The organism is Paenibacillus sp. J22R232 (assembly GCF_056269165.1).
In genome coordinates this window covers 447,372-468,544 of record NZ_JBWDNK010000005.1, presented here as the reverse complement: position 1 = coordinate 468,544, position 21,173 = coordinate 447,372, and the positions used below count along the sequence as shown (strand labels likewise).

Sequence of the window (21,173 nt, the reverse complement as noted above, 5' to 3'; positions counted from 1 at the left end):
GGACGATCCAGAGGAATAGTAGGAGGAAATTGAATGCGCAAGCCAGCCGTTTATTATTTGTCCGGATTAACAGCAGCCTTTGCTTGTTTGATCGCATCGGAGCTCATTTGGCTGCCAGCGCCTCTAAAGACAGGAAGCGGCATGCAATGGATTGAGATGATTGATTGGCTATTTTACTTTGTTGCGTGCATCCCGCTTAGCTGGGCGGTAGGAGCGTTGCTTGCCATTTGGCAGCAGCGGAGCAGGAAAGGGATCGTTTTTGGCATGCAGCTGCTGCGGGCTGCTATAGTCATCCTTAGTGCAATAGGTGTGATTTACATTGTATGGTTGCCTGCGGAGCTGTTTCGGCTGCTGCTTGTGACTGGCGCAGCTGTGCCGCTCGTATATGCTGATCTGCTGCTCAGCGAAGGAATCGAGAGAAGAAGGTCGGCAAGTCGAATGAGCGCCTATGGGCAGCAGCCGAGCCGCGGTAAATTGCCTGTGTGGCTGCCATGGGGGGGAGGGACAGTACTCGTAGTGTCGCTTATCCTTCTCTTCGCTCTGCTATGCCCTACCGGCTATCAGGTTACTTACCCAGGCATGACGTTGAATATGAATCGATATGCGCATGTGGATGGCGGCCAGCATGGGGGAACGGTTAACGGGGTTCTCGTATTTGATCGGCCCGCCGTGCCTGCGGACTGGCTGTATGCAAGTATGCTGCCCTATTACAGCTTCCAAAAAACGCCTGAAAATGAGCCGCCGCTTACAGAAACGTACGCGCAAGTCGTCATGATGAAGACGGATGCGAACAGCGTGGCAGCAGCCGTTGCCATGAAAATGGCTGGCATTGGAGAAGGATTAACGGCCGATGGCGTTCGAGTTGTCGCTATCGTGAAAGACAGTCCAGCCGAGGGCCATCTGATGGCAGGCGATATTATCGACAAGCTGAATGGACAAGCTGTACGTACGATAAGCGATATGACTGGGTATATGGAGGAGTCGGTTAAGCCGGGGGATACCGTTGAGGTTATGCTTAGAAGGGCAGGAGAAGTTACGAAGGAAGCGGTTGCTGCAAAAGCTTCGGCTGATCAGGCGGAGAGGCCGGTATTTGGTATTTCCGTACAGACGGAGCTGCTGGTCGATATTCCTCGCGGCATTGACTACAAGCGGTTTATGGCCCATATTGGCGGGCCCTCGCATGGCGCGATGCTGACGCTTGCCATTCTGGATCAACTGACGCCAGGCGGAATTACGTTCGGGAATCAGGTAGCAGGCACCGGAACGATTGAGGCAGATGGAAGCATCGGACTTATCGGCGGCATTAAGCAGAAGGCGTATGCGGTGAGCCGAACGGATGCGGACGTCTTCTTCGTGCCTAAGGAACAGGAAGCGGAAGCACGCAGCGGGGCGGCTGAGCTTAATATCGTGCCGGTAGAGAAGCTGGATGACGTGGTCGAATGGCTGAAGCAGCATAAGAAATAGTGCTTGAAGCAGCAATTGAGATAGAAGTTGAAATAAAAGAAGATATATTAAGTGAAATAAAGATGGATAAAAAAATGAAATAAAATATGGAATAAAAAATGAAATAAAATATGGAATAAAAGATGAAATAGAACAGGGAAAAGCACATGTGAAGCAAATGAAGTTGATCCTGTAAGCTTAGGTGAACTCGCAATTGAAGAAGCGATAGAAGCAATAAGCAGCAAGCGAAATGGCAAATGAAATGTTATTTGTAAAAGCACATGAAATGAAAAAAGCTCCCCGGCCGCTGGCTGAGGAGCTTCTTTGTTTCATATGACGCAAGCAGATTATTTGGCCGCTGTCTCCCATTGGCTGCCGGCGCGCGCTTCCGTGGCCGATTGCTCTTTAAAGTTCTCGATCAGGTTGTTCATCACGATCTGATCGGATGCGGAGAGCTCGGTACGAGCATTCTCGGCTGCGGCTGTGCAGGCTTTCATATCAGTTAATGCCTGACTAGGGATGCTCCAGCAGGCACCATTCTCTATTATGCCGTCGGATGATGGCAAATAATAAACATTCCCGTCAGTGAAAGAGCCATTTCGCTGTACAACAAGCTTGCCCTCGAGCGGGAGCTCGGTTAGAAGAGGGGTCCCGATTAAATATTGATCAGCCGTCGACATGCCAAGAAGATGCATGATCGTCGGCGTTACATCAAGCTGTCCGCCAACTCCCGTGTAGGTTCCGGCATGCTCGTTGCCAGGCAAATGTATGAGCAGAGGAACCTGCTTCAGCATCATTTGGCGCTCCATTTCATTGAGGGGCTTGCCAAGGAACGTCTCTAGCAGCGACCAGTCCTTTATAGAATTATCATGGTCGCCGTACATCGCTAGAATCGTGTTGTCCCAAAGTCCTTCCGCTTTCATCCGTTCAATGAGCTCGCCGAGCGCGGCGTCAACGTAATGGATAGACTGCAGATAGTCGCCCATAATCGTACCGTCGAGCTCGCCTAAGCTAAGCTGCTGCTCCGCTTTGGGCATGGTGAAGGGATAATGGCTTGACAATGTAATAAGAAAAGAGTAAAAAGGCTGCTTTTGGTCAGAAATCACGTCCAAGGACTGCCTGAAAAAGGATTTATCCCCGAGTGCCCAGCCGATTTTCTCATCGAGCGTGAAATGCTTCAAGCTGTAAAACTGATCATATTGCATATTGTTATACATGGTGTTCCGATTCCAAAATCCGCCCTCGTAAGCGTGGAAGACGGAGGTTCCGTAGCCGCTCGCCTTTAAGGTGCTTGACATGCAATCAAACTCATTCGGTGCATATTGAATAAATACGGAGCCGTTCGGAACAGGCTGCATGGAACAATTGGCCGTAAAATCCGCATCAGAGGTCCGGCCTTGCGCGGTCTGGTGATAGAACTGGCTGAAATAAGCGCTTTGCTTGATAAGCCCATTCAAATGAGGCGTAATTTCTTGACCGCCAATGGATTTGTTGATCATGAAATTTTGGAAAGCCTCGAGCTGAATCATGAGAACGTTGCTGCCGGCGTATGCTCCAAAGAGCTTGTCCTGCTCAAGCGCTCCGCGAAGGGCACCGCGTGCTTCGATCCAGCTCTTCGTTTCCGAGGCTTGCTCAGCACTGACCGTTTCCGCGTCAAGCCAGTTCCGTTTCGCGTAGCGGTAAGCGTCATAGCCATGGAAGCCGAGTGCTCCCGTCACGTTGTAGATGGATAGGTTCCACCAATTTCCTTCAAAAATGCCTTGGCCCCACGTGCGCTTCGCCTCATTGACGTTCGTGAAAACGAGCGAGGCGCCAATCCCGAAGATGGCTGCGCTCATGACGACGCGGACGAGCGCTTTTTGCCAAACGGGAGGAATCCGGCGATACTCATTAGCGCGGCGAAGGTCATGTTTCCCGCGCATAAGCGCGTAGAGCGCAAATGGGACTATGACAATCCAATCAAGGAATAGCAGGAAGTCTTTGGCATGCAGCAAAGTACCGATGCTCTCGCCGAGCGAATCCACTTGGCTGAACTGCAGCAGCACCGGTATTGAAATTAAATCCTGGAAATATCGATAGTAAATAATATCTGCGTACAATACAAAGGACGCAAGCATGTTCAAGCCGATAAGTGAAAGGACCCTGCCACGCGCGGGAAGCCAGATTGTCCAAAAGCTGAACAGCATGATGGCGCCAAGCTCGATGATAGCGTCCGTGCTGGTCATTTTCATATTCTTGACATGCAATATTTCCGAGAACAAATAGACTTTAGCCAGCAGCGCGGCCGTGAAAAGCAGCAGGTCGATCGCTTTATAGCGTTCAAGCCAGACCAGTATCGTGCTCATGCCGCGGCGTAACGGTTTTTCATTATTCGATAGCATTTGTGTAAAGCTCCTCCCTTATGGCTGCGAGCGATTGCCGCGCGGAGGAAGCGGACCGAAAAATTGCAAGTAATTACATTCGATGCGACCGTTGAACAGCTTGCGCTTTTTATCGGCTGGACGGCCAAAATAATGCTCAATGGACGTAGACGGACTGATCGAGAAATATGACCAAGTCGGATAATGAAGGGCAGTCAGGCCGAATTGGCGCATGGCTGCTTCTGCCTGGACGTCATCGCCAAGACGTTCTCCGTAAGGCGGATTTGTAATAATGACGCCATAGTCGCCTTCCAGCTTTACTTTAGCAACAGGTTGGACGGTTAGCTTGATTTCTTTGCCAAAGCCTGCCTTCTTGATCGCGGCTTCTGCGATTTCAATGGCACCTGGATCGATATCGGAGCCGGCAATCTGAAGCGGAACGTTATCTTTTACAAGATCGAAGGCTTCGTCGCGCGCTTCATCCCAAAGCTCGTTCGGGATCAATGGCCAGCCCTCGCTGTTGAAGCTGCGGCGAAGTCCCGGTGCGATATTCCAACCGATCATGGCTGCTTCAATGAGAATCGTGCCTGAGCCGCAAAACGGATCATATAACGGACGTTCCGGATTCCAGCGGCTCAGCTGCACAAGCGCTGCGGCAAGCGTTTCCCGAATCGGCGCCTCAGTCGCTACTTTGCGGTATCCGCGCTTATGCAAGCCGTCACCGGTCGTATCGAGTGTCAGCATGGCGCGGTCGTTCATAAGCGTAACCTCGATTACGTAGCGTCCGCCGTTCTCCGGGAACCATTCGGTACCGTATTGTGCGGACATTTTGTCAACGACGGCTTTTTTCACGATGCTTTGGCAGGCGGGTACGCTTGTCAGCTGCGATTTCTGCGAACGGCCATTGACGGGAAATTCACCATCGTTCGGAATCCATGTCGGCCAATCGAGCGCTTTTGTGCCTTCGAACAGCTCATCAAAGGTAGTAGCCGGGAATTCGCCCATTTTAATAAGTATGCGGCCTGCTGTGCGCAGCCAAAGGTTGGTTCGGCAAATGTCGAGCGGACCGCCCGTGAAATTGACACGTCCGTTCTCGACCTGCAAGTCGGTATAGCCTAAATCCTTCAGCTCACGTGCGACAACCGCTTCAAGCCCCATCGGCGCGGTTGCGATTAGCTGTAATTTTTCCATTGTACACTCTCTTTTCATTCATACTTTGCGATATTGGATGCTGCTTCATAAGCCTATGCTTGTATCCCCGTGAACAAAAACATACAATCAAGTATAGGGCAAACTAGCTGGTTTTTACAAATTGTAAAATTGGAGAGAATAGAATGATGTTACAAGACGAGCAATATGTGGATTCCCTTTATGGAACGGATGCGGATCTAGAGCGCGTAAAAGCAGGGATTGCAGCAAACGGAATGCCGGATATTTCGGTTGCTGATGGCTACGGTCGCTTGCTTACGATGCTCGTATCGCTATCCGGCGCGAGTACGATCGTTGAAATCGGAGCACTTGGCGGTTATAGCGGCATCTGCCTGGCACGGGGACTGAAGGAAGGCGGGAAGCTTACATCGCTTGAGCTTTTGCCGAGCTATGCGGAGCTGGCACAGGTGCATATGGAAGCAGCCGGTTTGGGAGAGAAAGTAGAGTATATGGTCGGTGATGCGAAGCAGAGCTTGGCAGAGCTGCAGGAAGCGGGCCGGAAGTTTGACTTCTTCTTCATCGACGCAGATAAGGAAGGTTATCCGGTTTATCTGGAGCATGCGATTGCGCTCGCCAATCCCGGTGCGGTGATCGTAGGCGATAATATTTTGCTGCGCGGCAGAACGACGAACCCTGCGAAGGCAGGGCCGGCTGTACAGGCGGTGCGTTTCTTCAATGAAACCATCGCATCGGATGAACGCCTGCAGAGCACGGTGCTGCCGGGATATGACGGACTAGCGATCGCGATTGTAAAGGAACTCTAATTGGCACCATGAGCAGGTTCGGTAGTAGCCGATCCAGCTCATGGTGTTTTTTTGTTTGTGGTTTGGTGCAGTAAGTGAGCATGCGTGCTAATGGAGCGAGATCGATGTGGGAGAGAGGCGGAAATGATGCTGTAAGCACGTAAGTGTTCCAACAGCATCCGAGCTACTGATTGGTTGGTGCCGTAAGCACGTATGCGTGCTTATGGAGTGAGATCGCTGTGGGCGATAGGCGGGAATGATGCTGTAAGCACGAATGTGTTACAACAGCGCCCAAGTAACTGGTTAGTTTTTGCCGTAAGTACGCATGCGTGCTAATGGAGCGAGATCGGTGTAGGCGAGAGGCGGGAATGATGCTGTAAGCACGAATGTGTTCCAACAGCGCCCAAGTAACTGGTTAGTTTGTGCCGTAAGTACGCATACGTGCTTATGGAGTGAGATCGCTGTGGGCGAGAGGCGGAAATGATGCTGTAAGCACGAATGTGTTCCAACAGCGCCCAAGTAACTGGTTAGTTGGTGCCGTAAGCATGCATACGTGCTAATGGAGCGAGATAGGTGTTCTTACTTAACTAAAGGATAAGCTAGTTTTTGGGTATTAACCACCGGATATGTATAAACAAACGTAACTCTCGTTGGATCAAATGGGCTGTAATGAAATTTGTCGAAAAACGACAAATTTCCGCATGGACCATGGCGGAGAATTTCCAGTTCTCCGAAATGAAAAAAGGGCATACGAGGAAAGTAAACTTCCCGTATGCCCTTTCCTATGCTCGTCACAACGGTTCAGCCATCTTTGCCCTGCCGCGAAAACGGACGTTTTCGCAGCAGGGATTGGTAAACCCACCCCGCGTTGACCATCAGCATGACCGCAGAGAGCAGAAACAATCCTTGAATGCCGATCCAACCTGACAAAGCGCCACCCGTGATCGGGCCGATCATATTACCGAGGCTCATCGTACTGGTGTTGAAGCTGTAGGAGCGGCTCTCCATGCCGTCCGGCGTATATTTTCGAATCAGGGAGTTTACGGCTGGAATAAGACCCCCCAGAAAAATACCCAGTATGAAGCGAGCGATCAGCAATTGCCAAACGGTTCCTGCTAGTGCCTGCGGAATAAAGGCAAGCGATGAGCCAACAAGCGCGACGCCAAGCACTCGTTCTGCACCAACCCGGTCGCTTAATTTTCCGAGCAGAGGCGAGGCGACGAGATTGGACAGGCCGGTAACCGAGCCGACGAAGCCGGCAAAAAACGCAAGGTTGGCGGTAGTTCCGTGCAGCTCCTGCACATAAAGCGGGATAAGCGTCATCGGGCTCATCATCGCGAATTGGATGAGGAAGGTGACGGCAAACAGCGCAGTTAGCTGAGGTATCCCGCTTAGCTTGCGAAATCCTTCAATGACGGAGGCTTGAACGCGTTGCGCGGCTTTCATGCGGTCAAAGGGTTCTTTGACCACGAATAAAGCGAGCAGCGAAGCAGCGAACAGCAAAGCGCCCGTCAAATAAAAAATAGGACGAAAGCCGATGCTGTCAGCAAGCAATCCGCCTATAAACGGACCGAGTATCGTGCCGGCAATGCCGCCGGATTGAATGGTTCCCATCGCAAAGCCCATTTTGGCTTTGGGTGTCGTTGCTGAGATGAGAGCGATGGAGGCCGGGTTGAAACCCGAAATCGTACCGTTCAACATGCGGAGCAGCAGCAAATGCCAAGGGTTCGTCGCAAAGCCCATCAGCACCATAACGATGGACATGCCGAAACCTGAGCGGAGCAGCATCATTTTGCGGCCGTACCGGTCAGCCATTTTGCCCCATATCGGTTGAAATATAAAGGAGGTAACGAAGTTGCCGGCAAAAATAATGCCAGCCCATATCCCGATCTCATGCGTATCGGACAAGCCTAGATCAAATTGCAGATAGAGGGACAGGAACGGAATGATCATCGTCATTCCAGCCATAACGAGAAACTGTCCGAACCACAACACGACCAGATTTTTTTTCCATTGTTCCATTTCCAAAGTATAGCACAGGTTGCGGAGTCATTTCTTCAAGCCGAAATCACCGCCGATATCAGGATTATTACATTTAGATTTCAAGGATGAAGCACCAATTAATTGGGAACTTGGACTCTTCAATTTTTGTCGAATTGTAGTAAAATTAGGACAAGATTCGACAATAAACGCAAATGGTCTTTTAGTCGCTAAAAAGCGTGTAGTTCTAAGCTATCAAGTGGAAATGCTTACAAAAGCTTATGGTAAAATATGCTTATTTAAATTTAGTGAAAATAGGTCTAAAGTCTTTGACAGGAAATCTATTCCTTGCTTTAATTAAGTCAAGTTTCAACAAGTTTGCGGCGCATTCTACTTTATTTGCAAATCTATGATTAGTTAGTTGGTGATGAATGATGTCAGGAGCCCGTAAGCGAATAGGAGATTTGCTAGTCGAGTCTGGCGTAATTACCCCAGAGCAGCTGCAGCAGGCATTGGTTCAGCAGCGGGAATTAAAGACAAGACTCGGGGATGTGCTCATTTCCAAAGGTTACATAACGCAGCAGCAGTTCATTGAAGCTCTTGAGTTTCAATTGGGCATTCCGCATGTGCAAATTTATCGTCAGAAGATTGATCCGAAAATTATTCAATTAATTTCCCAGAAGCTTGCAGACCAGCACTGCGTCATGCCGCTTCGCATGGAAGGCAATAGACTGATTCTTGCAATGGCCGATCCGCTGGATTATTTTGCGATTGACGAGATCAGAATTGCAACGGGACTTCGAATTGAACCGGTGATTGCTTCCAAGGATGAGCTTGTTCGTGCTATTAATCGTTTTTACGGATTGCAGGATACGATTGAGCAAATTAGCCAAAACCTGCAGCTAAAGGATATAGACGAAGACCATGCGATACAGGATGAAGATTCTCCAGTCGTAAAAACCGTTAACCAAATTATCGTGCAAGCTGTCCAATTTGGCGCAAGCGATATTCATATGGACCCGCAGGATGGCAGCTTTCGGATCAGATACCGGGTGGACGGCGTTATGCGGACGGAGCGGACATTGCCTCCGAATATGCATGGCATTATCGTAGCCCGCATCAAAATCATGGCTAACTTGAACGTTGCCGAGCGCCGCTTGCCGCAGGATGGTCGGGTAGAGCTGGATATCGATTTCCGCAAGGTTGACGTTCGGGTGTCCACGCTTCCGACCATTCATGGCGAGAAAGTCGTTATTCGGGTACTGGATCTAGGCAACTCACTCGCTGACATATCGAAGCTGGCCTTATCCGAGCGCAATGAGGCGGTCTTCCGCAAAAGCATTGAAATGGCCTACGGCGTCGTCCTCATTACCGGTCCTACCGGCAGCGGCAAATCTACGACATTGTATTCCGCGCTCGCGCATTTGAATAAGGAAGACGTCAATATCATAACCGTAGAGGATCCCGTTGAATATCAGCTGGAAGGCGTTAATCAGGTGCAGGTCAATCCGTTGACGGGCCTCACGTTCGCAAGAGGATTAAGGGCGATACTTCGGCAGGATCCGAATATCGTTATGCTTGGAGAAATCCGTGACTCGGAAACGGCAGAAATCTCAGTCAGAGCCGCTATGACGGGACATCTCGTACTGAGCACGCTGCATACGAATAATGCCGTCAATTCGATTACGAGATTAATCGATATGGGCGTAGAGCCGTTTCTCATTTCCTCAGCGGTCAACTGTATCGTTGCGCAGCGGTTAGTCAGACGTATTTGCGTGCATTGCAAACAGAAGTACACGCCGATTGATAAAGAGCTGGAGCTGATTGCCGAGCAAGGCATTCATGTCGAGCAGCTTTACCGAGGTGCCGGCTGCGGAGAATGCGGTCGTACGGGATATAAGGGTCGGTTAGCGATTCACGAGGTTTTGCTTATCGACAATGAGATGCGTGCATTAATTATCTCGAAGCGCTCCGACAATGAGTATTACGAGCATGCCTTAAAACAAGGCATGATTCCGATTATGGCTGACGGATTAAGCAAAGCCGTAGAAGGCCAGACGACAGTAACCGAGGTGTTCCGCGTTCTTGGACACGGGGAATAGACAAGCATTGTTCGGGAAGGAGGTTGCTGTTCATATGCAAGCGGAAGAATTACTTTATCTTGCGCATTCCAAGCAGGCGTCCGATATACACATTACAGTCAACTCACCTGTTATTTTCCGAATACACGGTGAGCTGGTGCCCTTAAACGATACGTTTCTTAAGCCAAAGGACACGCTGGAGCTCGCAAAGCAATTTATGACAGACGAGAGCTACGAGTCGCTGCAACTAAACGGTGATGTTGACTTTTCATACGGCGTTGCTGGCTTAGCAAGATTTCGGATTAATGCCTATAAGCAGCGCGGTAGCGTAGGCCTAGCCATTCGGATTGTACCGGGAAGAATCCCCTCGATGGAGGAGCTTAGACTTCCGCGTATAGCAGCGGAGTTCGCCAAAAAACCTCAGGGCTTGCTGCTCGTAACGGGGCCGACGGGGAGCGGGAAGTCAACGACGCTAGCATCGATTATCGATCATTTGAACCAAACGGAGAACGCTCATATTATTACGCTTGAGGACCCGATTGAATTTATTTATGACCACAAGAAATCGATGGTTAACCAAAGAGAAATTGGACTCGATACGCCATCCTTCTCCCAAGGCTTGCGTGCTGCACTGCGGCAGGACCCCGACATCGTACTGGTTGGCGAAATGAGAGATTTAGAGACGATTAGCACGGCGATCAGCGCGGCCGAGACGGGGCATCTCGTATTTGGCACTTTACATACAGCGGACGCGCCGCAAACGATCGACCGGATCATAGACGTCTTTCCGCCCGCCATGCAATCGCAAATTCGGATTCAGCTTGCGGCCGTTCTACTGGGTGTCATCTCTCAGAGGCTGCTGCCGAAGCCGAACGGCAACGGGCGGATTGGAGCATTCGAGGTGCTTGTCAATACGCCGGCCGTAGCCAACTTGATTCGAACGGAGAAAATTTATCAAATTCGCTCCGTTATGCAGACGGGAAAGGCGCAGGGCATGCAGACCATGGAGTTTGCGCTGCGCGAGCTGGTCCAGCAGGGATATATCCGAATGGAAGACGCCCGAGAGGCATTATTCGGATTCGGTGAGCTATAGGAATGACAATCGAGTTTTAATGGGGTTGGTATGATGCCGAAATATCGGTATAAAGCGGTAACTTCCAGCGGCAAGAAGTCTTTCGGCACCCAAGAAGCCAATACGATGCAGCGGGCGCGAGAAGCGCTGGTTGAAAAAGGCTTGTGGGTTACAGAGATTATGGATGCGAACGACACGACGCTGTACAAGGAAATCTCGCTTGGCGGTCCCCGGGTCAAAATGGATCATTTTACGGTGTTCTGCCGGCAATTGGCAACGATGTACCGTGCGGGAGTCAGCTTGGTCGAATCCGTGCAAATCCTTAGCGAGCAGACGCCAAGCAAAACATTGTCGAAGCTGCTGGTCATTATTGCCGAGGAAATGAGAGGAGGCAAGCAGTTCTCTGAATCGGCTGCGGAATATCCGACGGTATTCACATCGGTGTTCGTCAGCATGGTTCAAGCAGGCGAGGTTGCCGGGAACTTGGACACGATGCTGGACAGGCTGGCCGTTTTCTTCGAGAAAGAGCGCAACACGAGAGAAAAGGTTAAGTCTGCCATGGTTTATCCGGCAGTCATGCTTGTGATGATGGTGCTTGTCGTTATTTTTATGATGCTGTTCGTCATACCGCAGTACGTCATTAGCTTCGAAGGAATGGGCATTGAGCTTCCGCTGCCGACTCGAATTGTCATGGCAGTCAGTGAATTTATGCAAGGCTACTGGTACGTGGTCATTGCTACAATGTTCGTGCCCACTATCGTATGGAAGCTGATCAGACGTACGGCAGCAGGCAGGCAAAAGCTCGATTATTTGCTGTTGAAAATCCCGGTATTCGGCACGTTGTGGCATAAGCAGGCTATCGCTCGCTTCGCCCGTACGTTTAGCTCCTTGATTGCAGCGGCGATCCCGCTTATGCAAGGCCTATCCATCGTATCGAACGTAGTCGGCAACGAAGCGATTGGCAAGGTCATCTCGGATATCCGTGAGAAGGTACTGAGCGGGGAGTCGATGTCCGAGCCGCTGAAGCAGTCAAAGCTGTTCCCGCCGATGGTCGTGCAGATGATCGCGATTGGCGAACGTTCAGGGGCGACGGAGGACATGCTCGATAAAGTAGCGGATTTCTATGAAGCGGATGTCGATCAGATGGCCGACCGTTTGAAAGCGCTGCTGGAGCCGTTAATGATTGTGCTGCTAACCGGCGTAGTCGGCGTGATCGTCATGGCGGTAATGATGCCGACGTTCAAAATGATGCAAAGCTACTTGTAGCCTTGGATAGGTGCAAGATGGCAAATTGGTCTGAGCATAGGTGTACCCCATGCTCAGAGCAGCTCTACCTTTAATTGCTAGTCTTGTTATTCAAGAAACTAGTCATTATATGCGCGAAATGTTAGTAGGCAAGTGCGTAATTTCTTGTCCTATTAATATAGTTTTATTCGTGTTACCCGCACCAACAATAGTTTGTCAAATTGAGAGGAGAATGTTTATGTTGATGGCATTGAAACGGAATCAAAAGGGTCTAACGCTTATCGAGTTGCTTGCAGTACTAGTTATCGTGGGGATTATTGCGGCTATTGCTATTCCGGCTATTAGTGGAACGATTGAGAAATCAAAAACGAAAGCAGACACAGCAAGCGAACAAATGATTGAAGAAGCAGCATTGCGGTATTTTTTAGAAACTGATCCAGCTACAACAGCTACTGGGACCGCTGTTACTCAAGAGGCACTAGTTACAGCAGGATATTTGAATAAGGCTGTGACGTTTAATGATAAATTAACAAGAACAATTACAGGAACAAAAGGAGTCAGCGGTTGGACTGTTGTAGTGGCAAAAGCAGCAGCAGGGGCTTAATTTAGTTTGAAAAGGCAACCCGCCAGGGTTGCCTTTCTATAAATTCAAGCAAGGACGGGATCAATTGTCACCAATAACTATTATCATATTTGCGCTTCTAGGATTGCTCGTTAGCGGTTTTCTTAGTGCAATAGCCATTCAGTGGGACTCGCGCTTTCAATCTGTGGACCCGCCTATTTATGCACTGAATAAGCAAACCAAACAGCGTTTCTTCGGCTTATTGCCGCTAATTAGAAAAATCATGTCAGGCATTCATCAAAGGAGAATCAAACCATCGTTGGCATGGCGCTATGCCTTAGGGGAATTTATGACTACGGTTTTGTTTGCGCATGCAGCTTACACAATGGGATGGGAGCCTGAGCTGCTCGCCGTATTGTTTTTTATTTCCATTCTCGTCATCATCGTGCAAACCGATCTTACCGATATGATTATTCCAAATAAAGTGGTGGCGGTCGGCGTAATCGGAGCTATTGTGATTCGATTATACATTCACCCGCTTCCGTTGTTGAATTATGGTATCGCTGCGCTTGCCGGCAGCGGGGCTTTGCTGCTCATTGGCATCATTAGCAGTTGGATTTTGAAGAAGGAGACGATGGGTGGAGGGGATATTAAGCTTTATGTGTTTATCGGCTTAATACTCGGCGTGAAGCTTACCTTGCTCAGTCTGTTTCTCGCCAGTTTATTTGGATTAATCGGGGGAATCGCTTTACTTGCAACCGGGGCTCATTCAAAGGGCAAAACAATACCGTTCGGCCCATATATCGCCGCAGGAGCGTTAGCGGCCTATTATTGGGGGAACGGCTTAATCGATTGGTATTTATCATTTTTGTCGTATTAGCTAGGTCTCTGCGTGGTATAAACGACGGTAGTCGTCTTTTTGGTCGTATGGTTGGGAAGCAGCATGGTGAGCGTAATTTCGATACGGCCATCCTTCACGTTAAAGAGAATATCCTCAATCTTATCCGAAAAAGTATATGTTGAGGAGGGTGAGGCGGCATCGTTTCCGTTCGCATCTCTTGGGGTGTAGGTGACGGTGAGCGACTTCTCGGAGCCGTTATACCTGTAATCGACAGCTTCGTCATTCTCGGCGCTTAACAAGCGAAGACTGCTGGAGCTGCTGACCAGCGTCGCGGGAGCGTAGCCATTGCGAACCGTCTTGACTACTTGGGTTACAATATCGCGGGATTGCTGCAGCGTTTTTTCTCTGCTGGATACTTGTTGAAGACTCGTATTCGAATAGCTGAGCAGGTAGATTAGGAATCCCAAAATAATGGCTGTAAGAACCAGCACGCCGGTTACTTCGACCAGCGTCAGCCCTTTTTCGTTTTTTAGCCATTTACGCATCATTTTCACCCGCGATCCTCTTATTTAAATTCTACATAGGCTTCCAGTTCGAATTCTTTTTGTGTGGATAAATCGATGCATGTAACGGTTACGCGCCTGAAAATGGAGTCTAGATCAGACACGACGCTATTGGTCAGCGGAACGGCACCTAGCGTAGTTGCATGCGATTGAATCCGTAATTCATAGCGTCGATTGCTGGCATCCGGATAATAAATGATAGCCAACGAGCGGTCGCGAAGCTGTTGGAGCGGTATTGCTTGTCCATATACAGTCGTACTTGTCGTAGTGGATTTCAGTTTGCTCTTGATTTCTTCCATCACGTTCCTGGCAGCAACAACGGCATCATCGGTTTTCTCGTTCGATTTGGTATCGATAGAAGACTGCTGCAAAATGTATGTAATGCCCAGTACGGCAATGCCGAGCAGAACGATCGAGCCCATCACTTCGATCAAGGTTAATCCTTTCTGATTGCGCATCGGGCAGCTCCTTCATAGTTAAGTAGTCGGATTGATTTACTCATAGAATAATATGTTTAAGGAGGAAAAGGCAATGACAAAATCTCTGAAGTCCGAAAAGGGCGGAACGCTCATGCTTGTTTTTGGATTTATCGTCATGCTTTCGATCGTAGTTGCTCCGCTCGCTATGAGTACGAATATCGGTTTGCTTCAAGCCAAAACGAATGCGAACTCGGAGCAGTCGTTTACCGAGGCCCACTCAGGCATGACCGTATTCGCGAGAATGTATGAGGATATGAAAAAAGTAGATAGCGCTGCGAATATAGCCCCTAATATCGAGAGGCTCGTCCAAACCGTCAATGATATGGATGAACTGAACGTACAAGCAGTAATTGTTAAAAACAGCTCGGATAAACCGATTGCCGTAACATTTGAAGCCAAGCATGGCGTAGGAAATCAAGTAAGGTCGAGCAAGCTGAACTATAAGCTAGAGCCGGTTTATGTTCCGACAACACCGCCGACTGTCGTCATTCCGACGCCATCGCCGACACCGGGCCCAACACCTACGCCGACGGTTCCGGCACCGGGAACAGGCAATAAGGTCCTTCTTAAAAATAGCACGACCGTCCAAAACAATAAGCTGTTTGCGGCTTGCTACATTTTGCCGGCAACGGGTCAGGCCCTGCCATTGACGCATATTCTGAATACTTTTACGGATACGCAATTTCAAGGCTGGTTCGGCGATACGGCAAATTACTATTTAAACCAATCTGCTGCCGCGATTACGAACGCCTTCCAGAATGTATTCTCCGACAGTCGGTACAGCGATGTTGCGGCACTGAATAGTACGGTGACTTCTACGGAAATCTCCAAGTACCAGACGGGACCTGCGATCATTAACGCCGGAAACGTGAATATAAGCGGATCAACAAGCACGGTGATTACGAGCCCGGTAGTCATTAATAAAGACAGCAACGGCAACGCGGTCGTCGCGAACGGCAATTTATACTTTAAGGATATCGTTGATGCTCCCGTATTGTTTGACGGTGATGTGCGAGTAGGCGGAAATCTCGTTTTTCGAGAGCTTAAGAAGGACAAAACCATTACGTTCAATAAAAATGTGCAAGTTAAAGGCAACGTCGTTATCGGTGACGGGGGTACGGTAGGCACCATCGTTATCGAAGGCGATCTCATCGTAGGCGGAAATCTAACGGTCAAAAACTCGTTTGAAACGCTCATCGTGAAAGGCGATATCATTGTTGCGGGAGACGTGAATATCGACAGCACGGTTCTGAGATGGCATGTCAACGGAGGTACGGTAGTCAAAGGCAACATGACAGCTACCAACGGCATTACAAGCTTTGACGTGAAAAAGAGCGTGACGGTTAAGGGAAGCTTGAGATTGACCAATCCCGTATCTGAGAGCAGGGACGGCGTTACGGGTAAATTCGCGATCGGAGGATCGCTGCGGGTCAATGGCGCGTTGGAAATCAGAAATACGGTTTACGGCTTCACGATTGAAGGAAACGTCATCGTAAATCAGGATTTCACGTTTTTTAACGTGATCGAGAAAAACATGAAGGTAAAAGGCTCGATTTACGTGAAGGGGAATTTCTCGTTGAATAACACGGTTTACGATTTCAACGTAGATGGGAACGTCGTCGTAGACGGCAACTTTACGGTAGCCAGTACTTTGGAGAGAAATTTCGTTGTGGGGGGTTCCTTGGTTACTAAAGGGAGCATCGCCTTCCAGAATACGGTTAAGTCCAATGTGACAATGAAAATCGGTGAGAACCTTATAAGCAAGACCAACCTCACATTCAATCCATGGACGCTATACGGAAGTCTTGATATCGGCAACATGCTGCTCGTGTTCAAGGATGCCACATTTCACAATATGGACAGCGATTGGAAGAAAAACACGATGAAGGGTTTTTATGTCGGCGGGACAACCTCATTCAACGAACAATATGCGCAAAACTGGTACGCGAATGACCTGGACTCAGGAGGTCGGCAAGAAAGCATATGCATCAAATAAAAGTACAAGCTTAATTGCCGCGAAGGGGATGTACGATGAATCAATCCATATTAAGAAAGCTAGCAAACGGACATCAGACCTTAGGCATAGAAATTACGGACAGCCAAGTAAAAGTGTGCGAGGTACAGCAAAAGGGGAAAAAGGAGCTTCGGCTGTTGAACTACGCCTCGGCGCCCTTGCAGGCGGGCATCGTCGATGACGGCAAGGTCATCGATAAGGAGAAGCTGCAGGAAGCATTGAAATCCGTTTTGGAATCCAAAAGATTTAATACCAAATACGCTCATTTTGCGATTCCGAGCCAGATGGTCATGGTCAGAAGCTTGAAGCTTCCCGACATCATCCATGTGGAGCTGAAGAAGCTCGTGCAATTCGAAATGAAAAATAATCTAAGCATGGCGTTCGATGATCCCTCCTATGATTTCATCAAGCTGCCAAAAGCAGCGCCGGAGACGAATGAGATACCGCCTGAAGAAGACAACTTGCGCGATGTGCTTGTCGTCGCCGCATCAACAAGCATTTTGCAGGATTACGTCGATGTTTTCGAACAGTTGAAGTTAATAACCTGCAGCATTGAAATCAAATCATTTTCGCTGCTAAGGCTTGCAGAGTGGGGGCGTATTCAGTCCGAAGGCATCCATCTTCTGGTCCACGTAAATGAGCTAAGCGCTGACATTACGATTATAGAGGACGGTCAATTCAAGCTCATGCGCAATGTGGAGGTTTCATTCAAAACGGTCATAAGCGAGACTTCCGAGGAGAACAATGCATGGCTGAACAGCTTCTCGAGTCCAGAGCAAACCTATTTGAACGCCGTACAGGATCTAATAGGCGAGCTAGAGCGGCTAATGAATTTCTATTACTACAATTTAAATAAAGGCGAGCGAACTTTCAGCCAAATTTGGCTAACGGGTGACGTGCCTAATATCGAAAAGCTTACGGCCTTAATGGATGATGGCTTGACGCCTCCCGTATCCCAGCTGAAGTGGGACAGCTTGCCCGTCGCAGGCAATGCGGGAGCCTGGAGCGTTCCTTCATATGCCGTGCCGCTTGGCCTGGCATTAAGGGGGAAGGAAGCATGAAGTCGATTAACTTATTGCCCGCAAAGCAAAAAAACAGCTCGCGCAATCCGCAATTGCTTCCGCTCCTCTTATTGCTTGTTATTCTGTTGCTAGGCGCTCAGGTGTATTATGTTGCTTCATGGCACTCGGAAGCGGGCGGCGTAGAACAGGAAAGGCTTCGTCTGGAGCAGGAAATTAACCAGATCCGGACGAGCGGGGACTTGAAGGTTAAGGTGGACGCGTACGAACAGGCGGAGCAAGCATTGGCAGGCTTGGAACAATCCCGGACCGAATGGAAGCCATACCTAAAGGCGATTATCGGAAGCCTGCCATTGACCACCAAAATCGTAACGGTAAGCGTAGCGGACGAGCCCAAAATAAACATGGAGCTTGATTTCAAAACGGGTGAAGAAATCGTCGCTTACATGCAGAAGCTCGAAGAGCAAGAGGTACTGAAGGACGTGGTCTTGACCTCTTATTACAAAAAGGTAGACCTCGACACTTCATCGGTTGCTGTTCCGCCCGGCGCGAATGGCGGCACGACGATCAAAACGGTAAGAAAAGAAGTGTACAAGCTTACGCTGGACATTGCCATTACGAACGAGAAGGGAGCTGAATGAGGATGGAACTGAAATGGAAGTCTTCCAAGCAGCCCCTTACGCAAAGCCAGTTGCTCTATATAATCGGAATAGCTTTGTTTGCGGTTATAAACCTAGCAGGTTTGTTCCTATATGTACTTCCCGAGCTGGATACGCTCAAGCTGGCCAAAAAAGACGTCGTACAATTCGGCGCAACGCTTGAGACGGTACAAAATGAGTATTCAACCGAAAAAATACCGGATGATCAAATCGCTAAGCTAGCGACTCGCGTACCGCTTAAGAGAGTCGACTCCGCAAACCTTGTTTTTTTTCATCAAATCGCCGCGGCATCAGAAACGCCGCTTGCTTACGTCAAACAAGCAACAGGGAATGAAGGGGAGCAGGGTCAAGAGGGCGGCACCGTAAGCGGCAACGGAACGGTAACGACGAGCTTTGAGGTTGTGGTCGTCGGCCACTTGCCGAATCTACTGACGTATATTGACCAGCTGCACAATTTCCCGCGCCTGTTCGACTTGAAGAAGTGGAGCATAACCGATTTGACGAAGGAAGCGATTACGACAGAGTACCCGGATCTGTACACCAATCCCTTCATTAAAAAAGACCAACCGATTCTTTCGTTGCGAATGAACATCCAGTCCTATATTTTCTCGCAATTCGCAGACGCTTTTCATCAAGATAACGAGCAAGAGGAGGCGCCGGATAAAGCGGTATAGAACAAAGTATATAATATGCTGTAAGATGGCTTTGTTAGCGGCGCAAGCTTGCTGATAGATAAAGCCATCTTTTTTTCATCCGTCCTTCATGCAGGATGTGATTGATTGTCATACTATTGTCATAGTAACCTTGGTGACGGCGGTTGTTAGGTTTGATGAAAAAGGGCATAATGGTTAAATAGGAAAATACTTAGAAATGGGGAACGGGAATGTCTTATAACGACCGTTTCATACGGGCTTGCCAGAGAGAACATGTCGATCAAATACCTGTATGGTACATGCGTCAGGCAGGAAGATACGATCCGGATTATCGCAAAATCAAAGAAAAATATTCATTGCTCGAAATATGCAAGCAGCCGGAGCTGGCGGCCGAGGTTACGTTGATGCCGGTGCGCAAGCTAGGCGTGGACGCGGCCATTTTGTATTCCGATATTATGAACCCGGTAGCTTCGATCGGCATAGATTTCGATATTGTCGCGAACATTGGTCCGGTCATCGCGAATCCGATCCGTTCGGCGGCCGATATCGAGAGGCTTAAGCCAATCGACGTTGAAGGCGACTTGGGCCATGTCATTGAAACGATTCGCATATTGGATAAGGAGCTTGAGGTTCCGCTCATTACGTTCGCGGGAGCTCCGTTCACGATTGCTAGCTATTTAATAGAAGGAAGACCCTCCAAAAACTATTTGCGCACCAAAGAAATGATGTACAGCGAGCCAGAGCTATGGCATGCGCTTATGCGCAAGCTTGGCGATATGGTCATTACTTATTTGCGTGCGCATATGGCAGCTGGCGGCAAAGCGTTCCAAATATTCGACAGCTGGGTCGGCGCATTGACGCCAGCCGATTTCCGGAAGTTCGTATTGCCAACGATCGAGCGGATTTTCTCGGAGCTGTCGGATTTGCCGCAGCCGAAAATTTATTTCCCAGGCGTAAGCTCGGGCGAGCTGCTGCCTGAATTGCATAACGTTAAAGCTAACGTCATTGGGCTGGATTGGCGCGTTTCCATTGAAGAGGGCAGACGCAGGCTGGATAACGGCTTTGCCGTGCAAGGGAATCTGGATCCTACGATTCTGACGGCGCCTATCGGGGTAATTGAATCCTATGCGAAGGAAATTATAGACAGCGGAATAAACGAGCCTGGATTTATTTTTAATCTAGGACATGGCCTGTTCCCGGAAGCATCCATCGAGAAGCTTACGGAGCTGACCGCATTTGTGCATGCTTATTCTAGGAAGGCGATTGCGGCGCGCAGTCAAAAGGAGGCAAGTCATGTCTAAGCATGATGGCAAACGGATTGGCGTATTGGTCATGTCCTACGGCACACCGGAGTCGATGGATGACGTTGAAGCATATTACACGCATATCCGCAGAGGAAATGCGCCAACGCCTGAGCTGCTGGCTGAGCTCAAAGGACGATACGAAGCGATTGTAGGTGGCGTATTCCCGCTGCGCGAGAATACGAACGGACAGGTGGCCGGTCTGCAGGACAAGCTTGAGCAGCTGGCACCGGGGCAATTCAGCTGTTATCAAGGCTTGAAGCATGCGAAGCCTTACATTGAGGATGGCGTACAGCAGATGGCTAACGACGGCATCGCTGAAGCGGTCGGAATCGTATTGGCGCCGCATTTCTCTACCATGAGCGTAGGAAGCTACATCAAGCGCGCAGAAGAGAAGGCGAATGAGCTTGGCATCGCAATGACCTTCGTTAAGCAATATCATATGCATCCGAAGCTGCTCCTGGCGCTGACCGAACGCGTAGCAGACGGCGTAGCAAGACTAGCGCCTGCGGCAGGGGGAGCCGATAAGGTGAAGGTGCTGTTCAGCGCGCACAGCTTGCCGGTCAAGATTCGCGAGCTCGGCGATCCTTACGAGCAGCAGCTTCTTGAAACATCAGCAGCGGTTGCTAAAGCGGCAAACGTGAAGGACTGGCAGTTTACGTGGCAAAGCGCAGGGCGGACGCGCGAGCCGTGGCTTGGTCCCGATATTTTGGAAACCTTGCCCGTGCTGGCGGAAGAAGGCGTGAAAGCGGTGCTTGTAGCACCGGTTGGCTTTGTCTCGGATCATTTGGAGGTTTTGTACGATCTGGATATTGAAGCGCAGGCAGCCGCAAAGAAACTGGATGTTGCATTAGATCGAATCGCGATGCTCAATCGCGATCCACTATATATGGAAACGTTGGCGGAGTCGGTCGTCGAGGCACGAGCTAGCCTTGGGAAGGAATGAACG

General features: G+C 49.4%; 18 protein-coding genes. 13 read left to right on the top strand and 5 right to left on the bottom strand.

Annotation, left to right across the window (positions count from 1 at the left end):
- The first annotated feature begins 33 nt into the window (after positions 1-33).
- A complete protein-coding gene (locus tag AC0YN3_RS18775; protein WP_475776474.1) occupies positions 34-1,464 on the top strand; it encodes a S16 family serine protease in 1,431 nt (476 codons plus the stop codon).
- A 326-nt stretch (positions 1,465-1,790) separates the two neighbouring features.
- Here the strand turns inward: AC0YN3_RS18775 and AC0YN3_RS18770 are convergent, their stop codons facing one another.
- Positions 1,791-3,824 (bottom strand): LTA synthase family protein, encoded by a 2,034-nt coding sequence (locus AC0YN3_RS18770; protein WP_475776473.1) that lies wholly within the window; start codon positions 3,822-3,824, stop codon positions 1,791-1,793.
- Between the two features lie 18 nt (positions 3,825-3,842).
- A complete protein-coding gene (locus AC0YN3_RS18765; protein ID WP_475776472.1) occupies positions 3,843-4,994 on the bottom strand; it encodes a THUMP domain-containing class I SAM-dependent RNA methyltransferase in 1,152 nt (383 codons plus the stop codon).
- 146 nt (positions 4,995-5,140) lie between these two features.
- On the opposite strand from AC0YN3_RS18765, the gene AC0YN3_RS18760 reads away from it, so the two are divergent.
- Entirely contained in the window at positions 5,141-5,776 is a 636-nt protein-coding gene (locus AC0YN3_RS18760) for an O-methyltransferase (protein ID WP_475776547.1), read from the top strand.
- Between the two features lie 780 nt (positions 5,777-6,556).
- Here the strand turns inward: AC0YN3_RS18760 and AC0YN3_RS18755 are convergent.
- The gene (locus AC0YN3_RS18755) at positions 6,557-7,777 is read right to left on the bottom strand and encodes an MFS transporter (RefSeq protein WP_475776471.1); all 1,221 of its coding nucleotides are present in this window, start codon (positions 7,775-7,777) and stop codon (positions 6,557-6,559) included.
- 392 nt (positions 7,778-8,169) lie between these two features.
- On the opposite strand from AC0YN3_RS18755, the gene AC0YN3_RS18750 reads away from it, so the two are divergent.
- The 5 genes from AC0YN3_RS18750 to AC0YN3_RS18730 all read left to right on the top strand — a co-directional run bounded on the left by AC0YN3_RS18750 (position 8,170) and on the right by AC0YN3_RS18730 (position 13,575).
- Positions 8,170-9,837 carry a GspE/PulE family protein gene (locus AC0YN3_RS18750; protein WP_475776546.1) on the top strand — a complete coding sequence of 556 codons (1,668 nt, stop codon included), beginning with the start codon at positions 8,170-8,172 and terminating at the stop codon, positions 9,835-9,837.
- A 34-nt stretch (positions 9,838-9,871) separates the two neighbouring features.
- Complete coding sequence (locus AC0YN3_RS18745) at positions 9,872-10,909, top strand: type IV pilus twitching motility protein PilT (RefSeq protein WP_475776470.1); 1,038 nt, start codon at positions 9,872-9,874, stop codon at positions 10,907-10,909.
- A 30-nt stretch (positions 10,910-10,939) separates the two neighbouring features.
- Positions 10,940-12,154 (top strand): type II secretion system F family protein, encoded by a 1,215-nt coding sequence (locus AC0YN3_RS18740; RefSeq protein WP_475776469.1) that lies wholly within the window; start codon positions 10,940-10,942, stop codon positions 12,152-12,154.
- Between the two features lie 217 nt (positions 12,155-12,371).
- The gene (locus AC0YN3_RS18735; protein WP_475776468.1) at positions 12,372-12,737 is read left to right on the top strand and encodes a prepilin-type N-terminal cleavage/methylation domain-containing protein; all 366 of its coding nucleotides are present in this window, start codon (positions 12,372-12,374) and stop codon (positions 12,735-12,737) included.
- 64 nt (positions 12,738-12,801) lie between these two features.
- A complete protein-coding gene (locus tag AC0YN3_RS18730; protein WP_475776467.1) occupies positions 12,802-13,575 on the top strand; it encodes a prepilin peptidase in 774 nt (257 codons plus the stop codon).
- On the opposite strand, the gene AC0YN3_RS18725 is transcribed toward AC0YN3_RS18730, so the two are convergent.
- Both AC0YN3_RS18725 and AC0YN3_RS18720 read right to left on the bottom strand, forming a co-directional pair.
- Positions 13,572-14,090, bottom strand: a complete 519-nt coding sequence (locus AC0YN3_RS18725; RefSeq protein WP_475776466.1) for a PulJ/GspJ family protein — start codon at positions 14,088-14,090, stop codon at positions 13,572-13,574. The genes AC0YN3_RS18730 and AC0YN3_RS18725 overlap by 4 nt on opposite strands.
- A gap of 11 nt (positions 14,091-14,101) precedes the next feature.
- Positions 14,102-14,557, bottom strand: a complete 456-nt coding sequence (locus AC0YN3_RS18720; RefSeq protein WP_475776465.1) for a type IV pilus modification PilV family protein — start codon at positions 14,555-14,557, stop codon at positions 14,102-14,104.
- A gap of 73 nt (positions 14,558-14,630) precedes the next feature.
- Here AC0YN3_RS18720 and AC0YN3_RS18715 point away from each other — a divergent pair, with 73 nt between their 5' ends.
- The 6 genes from AC0YN3_RS18715 (at position 14,631) to hemH (ending at position 21,170) form a co-directional block, all read left to right on the top strand.
- Entirely contained in the window at positions 14,631-16,574 is a 1,944-nt protein-coding gene (locus tag AC0YN3_RS18715) for a hypothetical protein (protein ID WP_475776464.1), read from the top strand.
- Between the two features lie 35 nt (positions 16,575-16,609).
- Positions 16,610-17,653 (top strand): type IV pilus biogenesis protein PilM, encoded by a 1,044-nt coding sequence (gene pilM / locus AC0YN3_RS18710; protein WP_475776463.1) that lies wholly within the window; start codon positions 16,610-16,612, stop codon positions 17,651-17,653.
- Positions 17,650-18,252, top strand: coding sequence for a hypothetical protein (locus AC0YN3_RS18705; RefSeq protein ID WP_475776462.1), 603 nt, complete (start codon positions 17,650-17,652; stop codon positions 18,250-18,252). Before pilM ends, AC0YN3_RS18705 begins: the two co-directional genes overlap by 4 nt.
- 2 nt (positions 18,253-18,254) lie before the next feature.
- The gene (locus AC0YN3_RS18700; RefSeq protein WP_475776461.1) at positions 18,255-18,944 is read left to right on the top strand and encodes a hypothetical protein; all 690 of its coding nucleotides are present in this window, start codon (positions 18,255-18,257) and stop codon (positions 18,942-18,944) included.
- 209 nt (positions 18,945-19,153) lie between these two features.
- Positions 19,154-20,224 carry a uroporphyrinogen decarboxylase gene (hemE, locus tag AC0YN3_RS18695; RefSeq protein ID WP_475776460.1) on the top strand — a complete coding sequence of 357 codons (1,071 nt, stop codon included), beginning with the start codon at positions 19,154-19,156 and terminating at the stop codon, positions 20,222-20,224.
- Positions 20,217-21,170 carry a ferrochelatase gene (gene hemH / locus AC0YN3_RS18690; RefSeq protein WP_475776459.1) on the top strand — a complete coding sequence of 318 codons (954 nt, stop codon included), beginning with the start codon at positions 20,217-20,219 and terminating at the stop codon, positions 21,168-21,170. The genes hemE and hemH overlap by 8 nt, the downstream gene beginning before the upstream one ends.
- Positions 21,171-21,173: the final 3 nt, after the last annotated feature.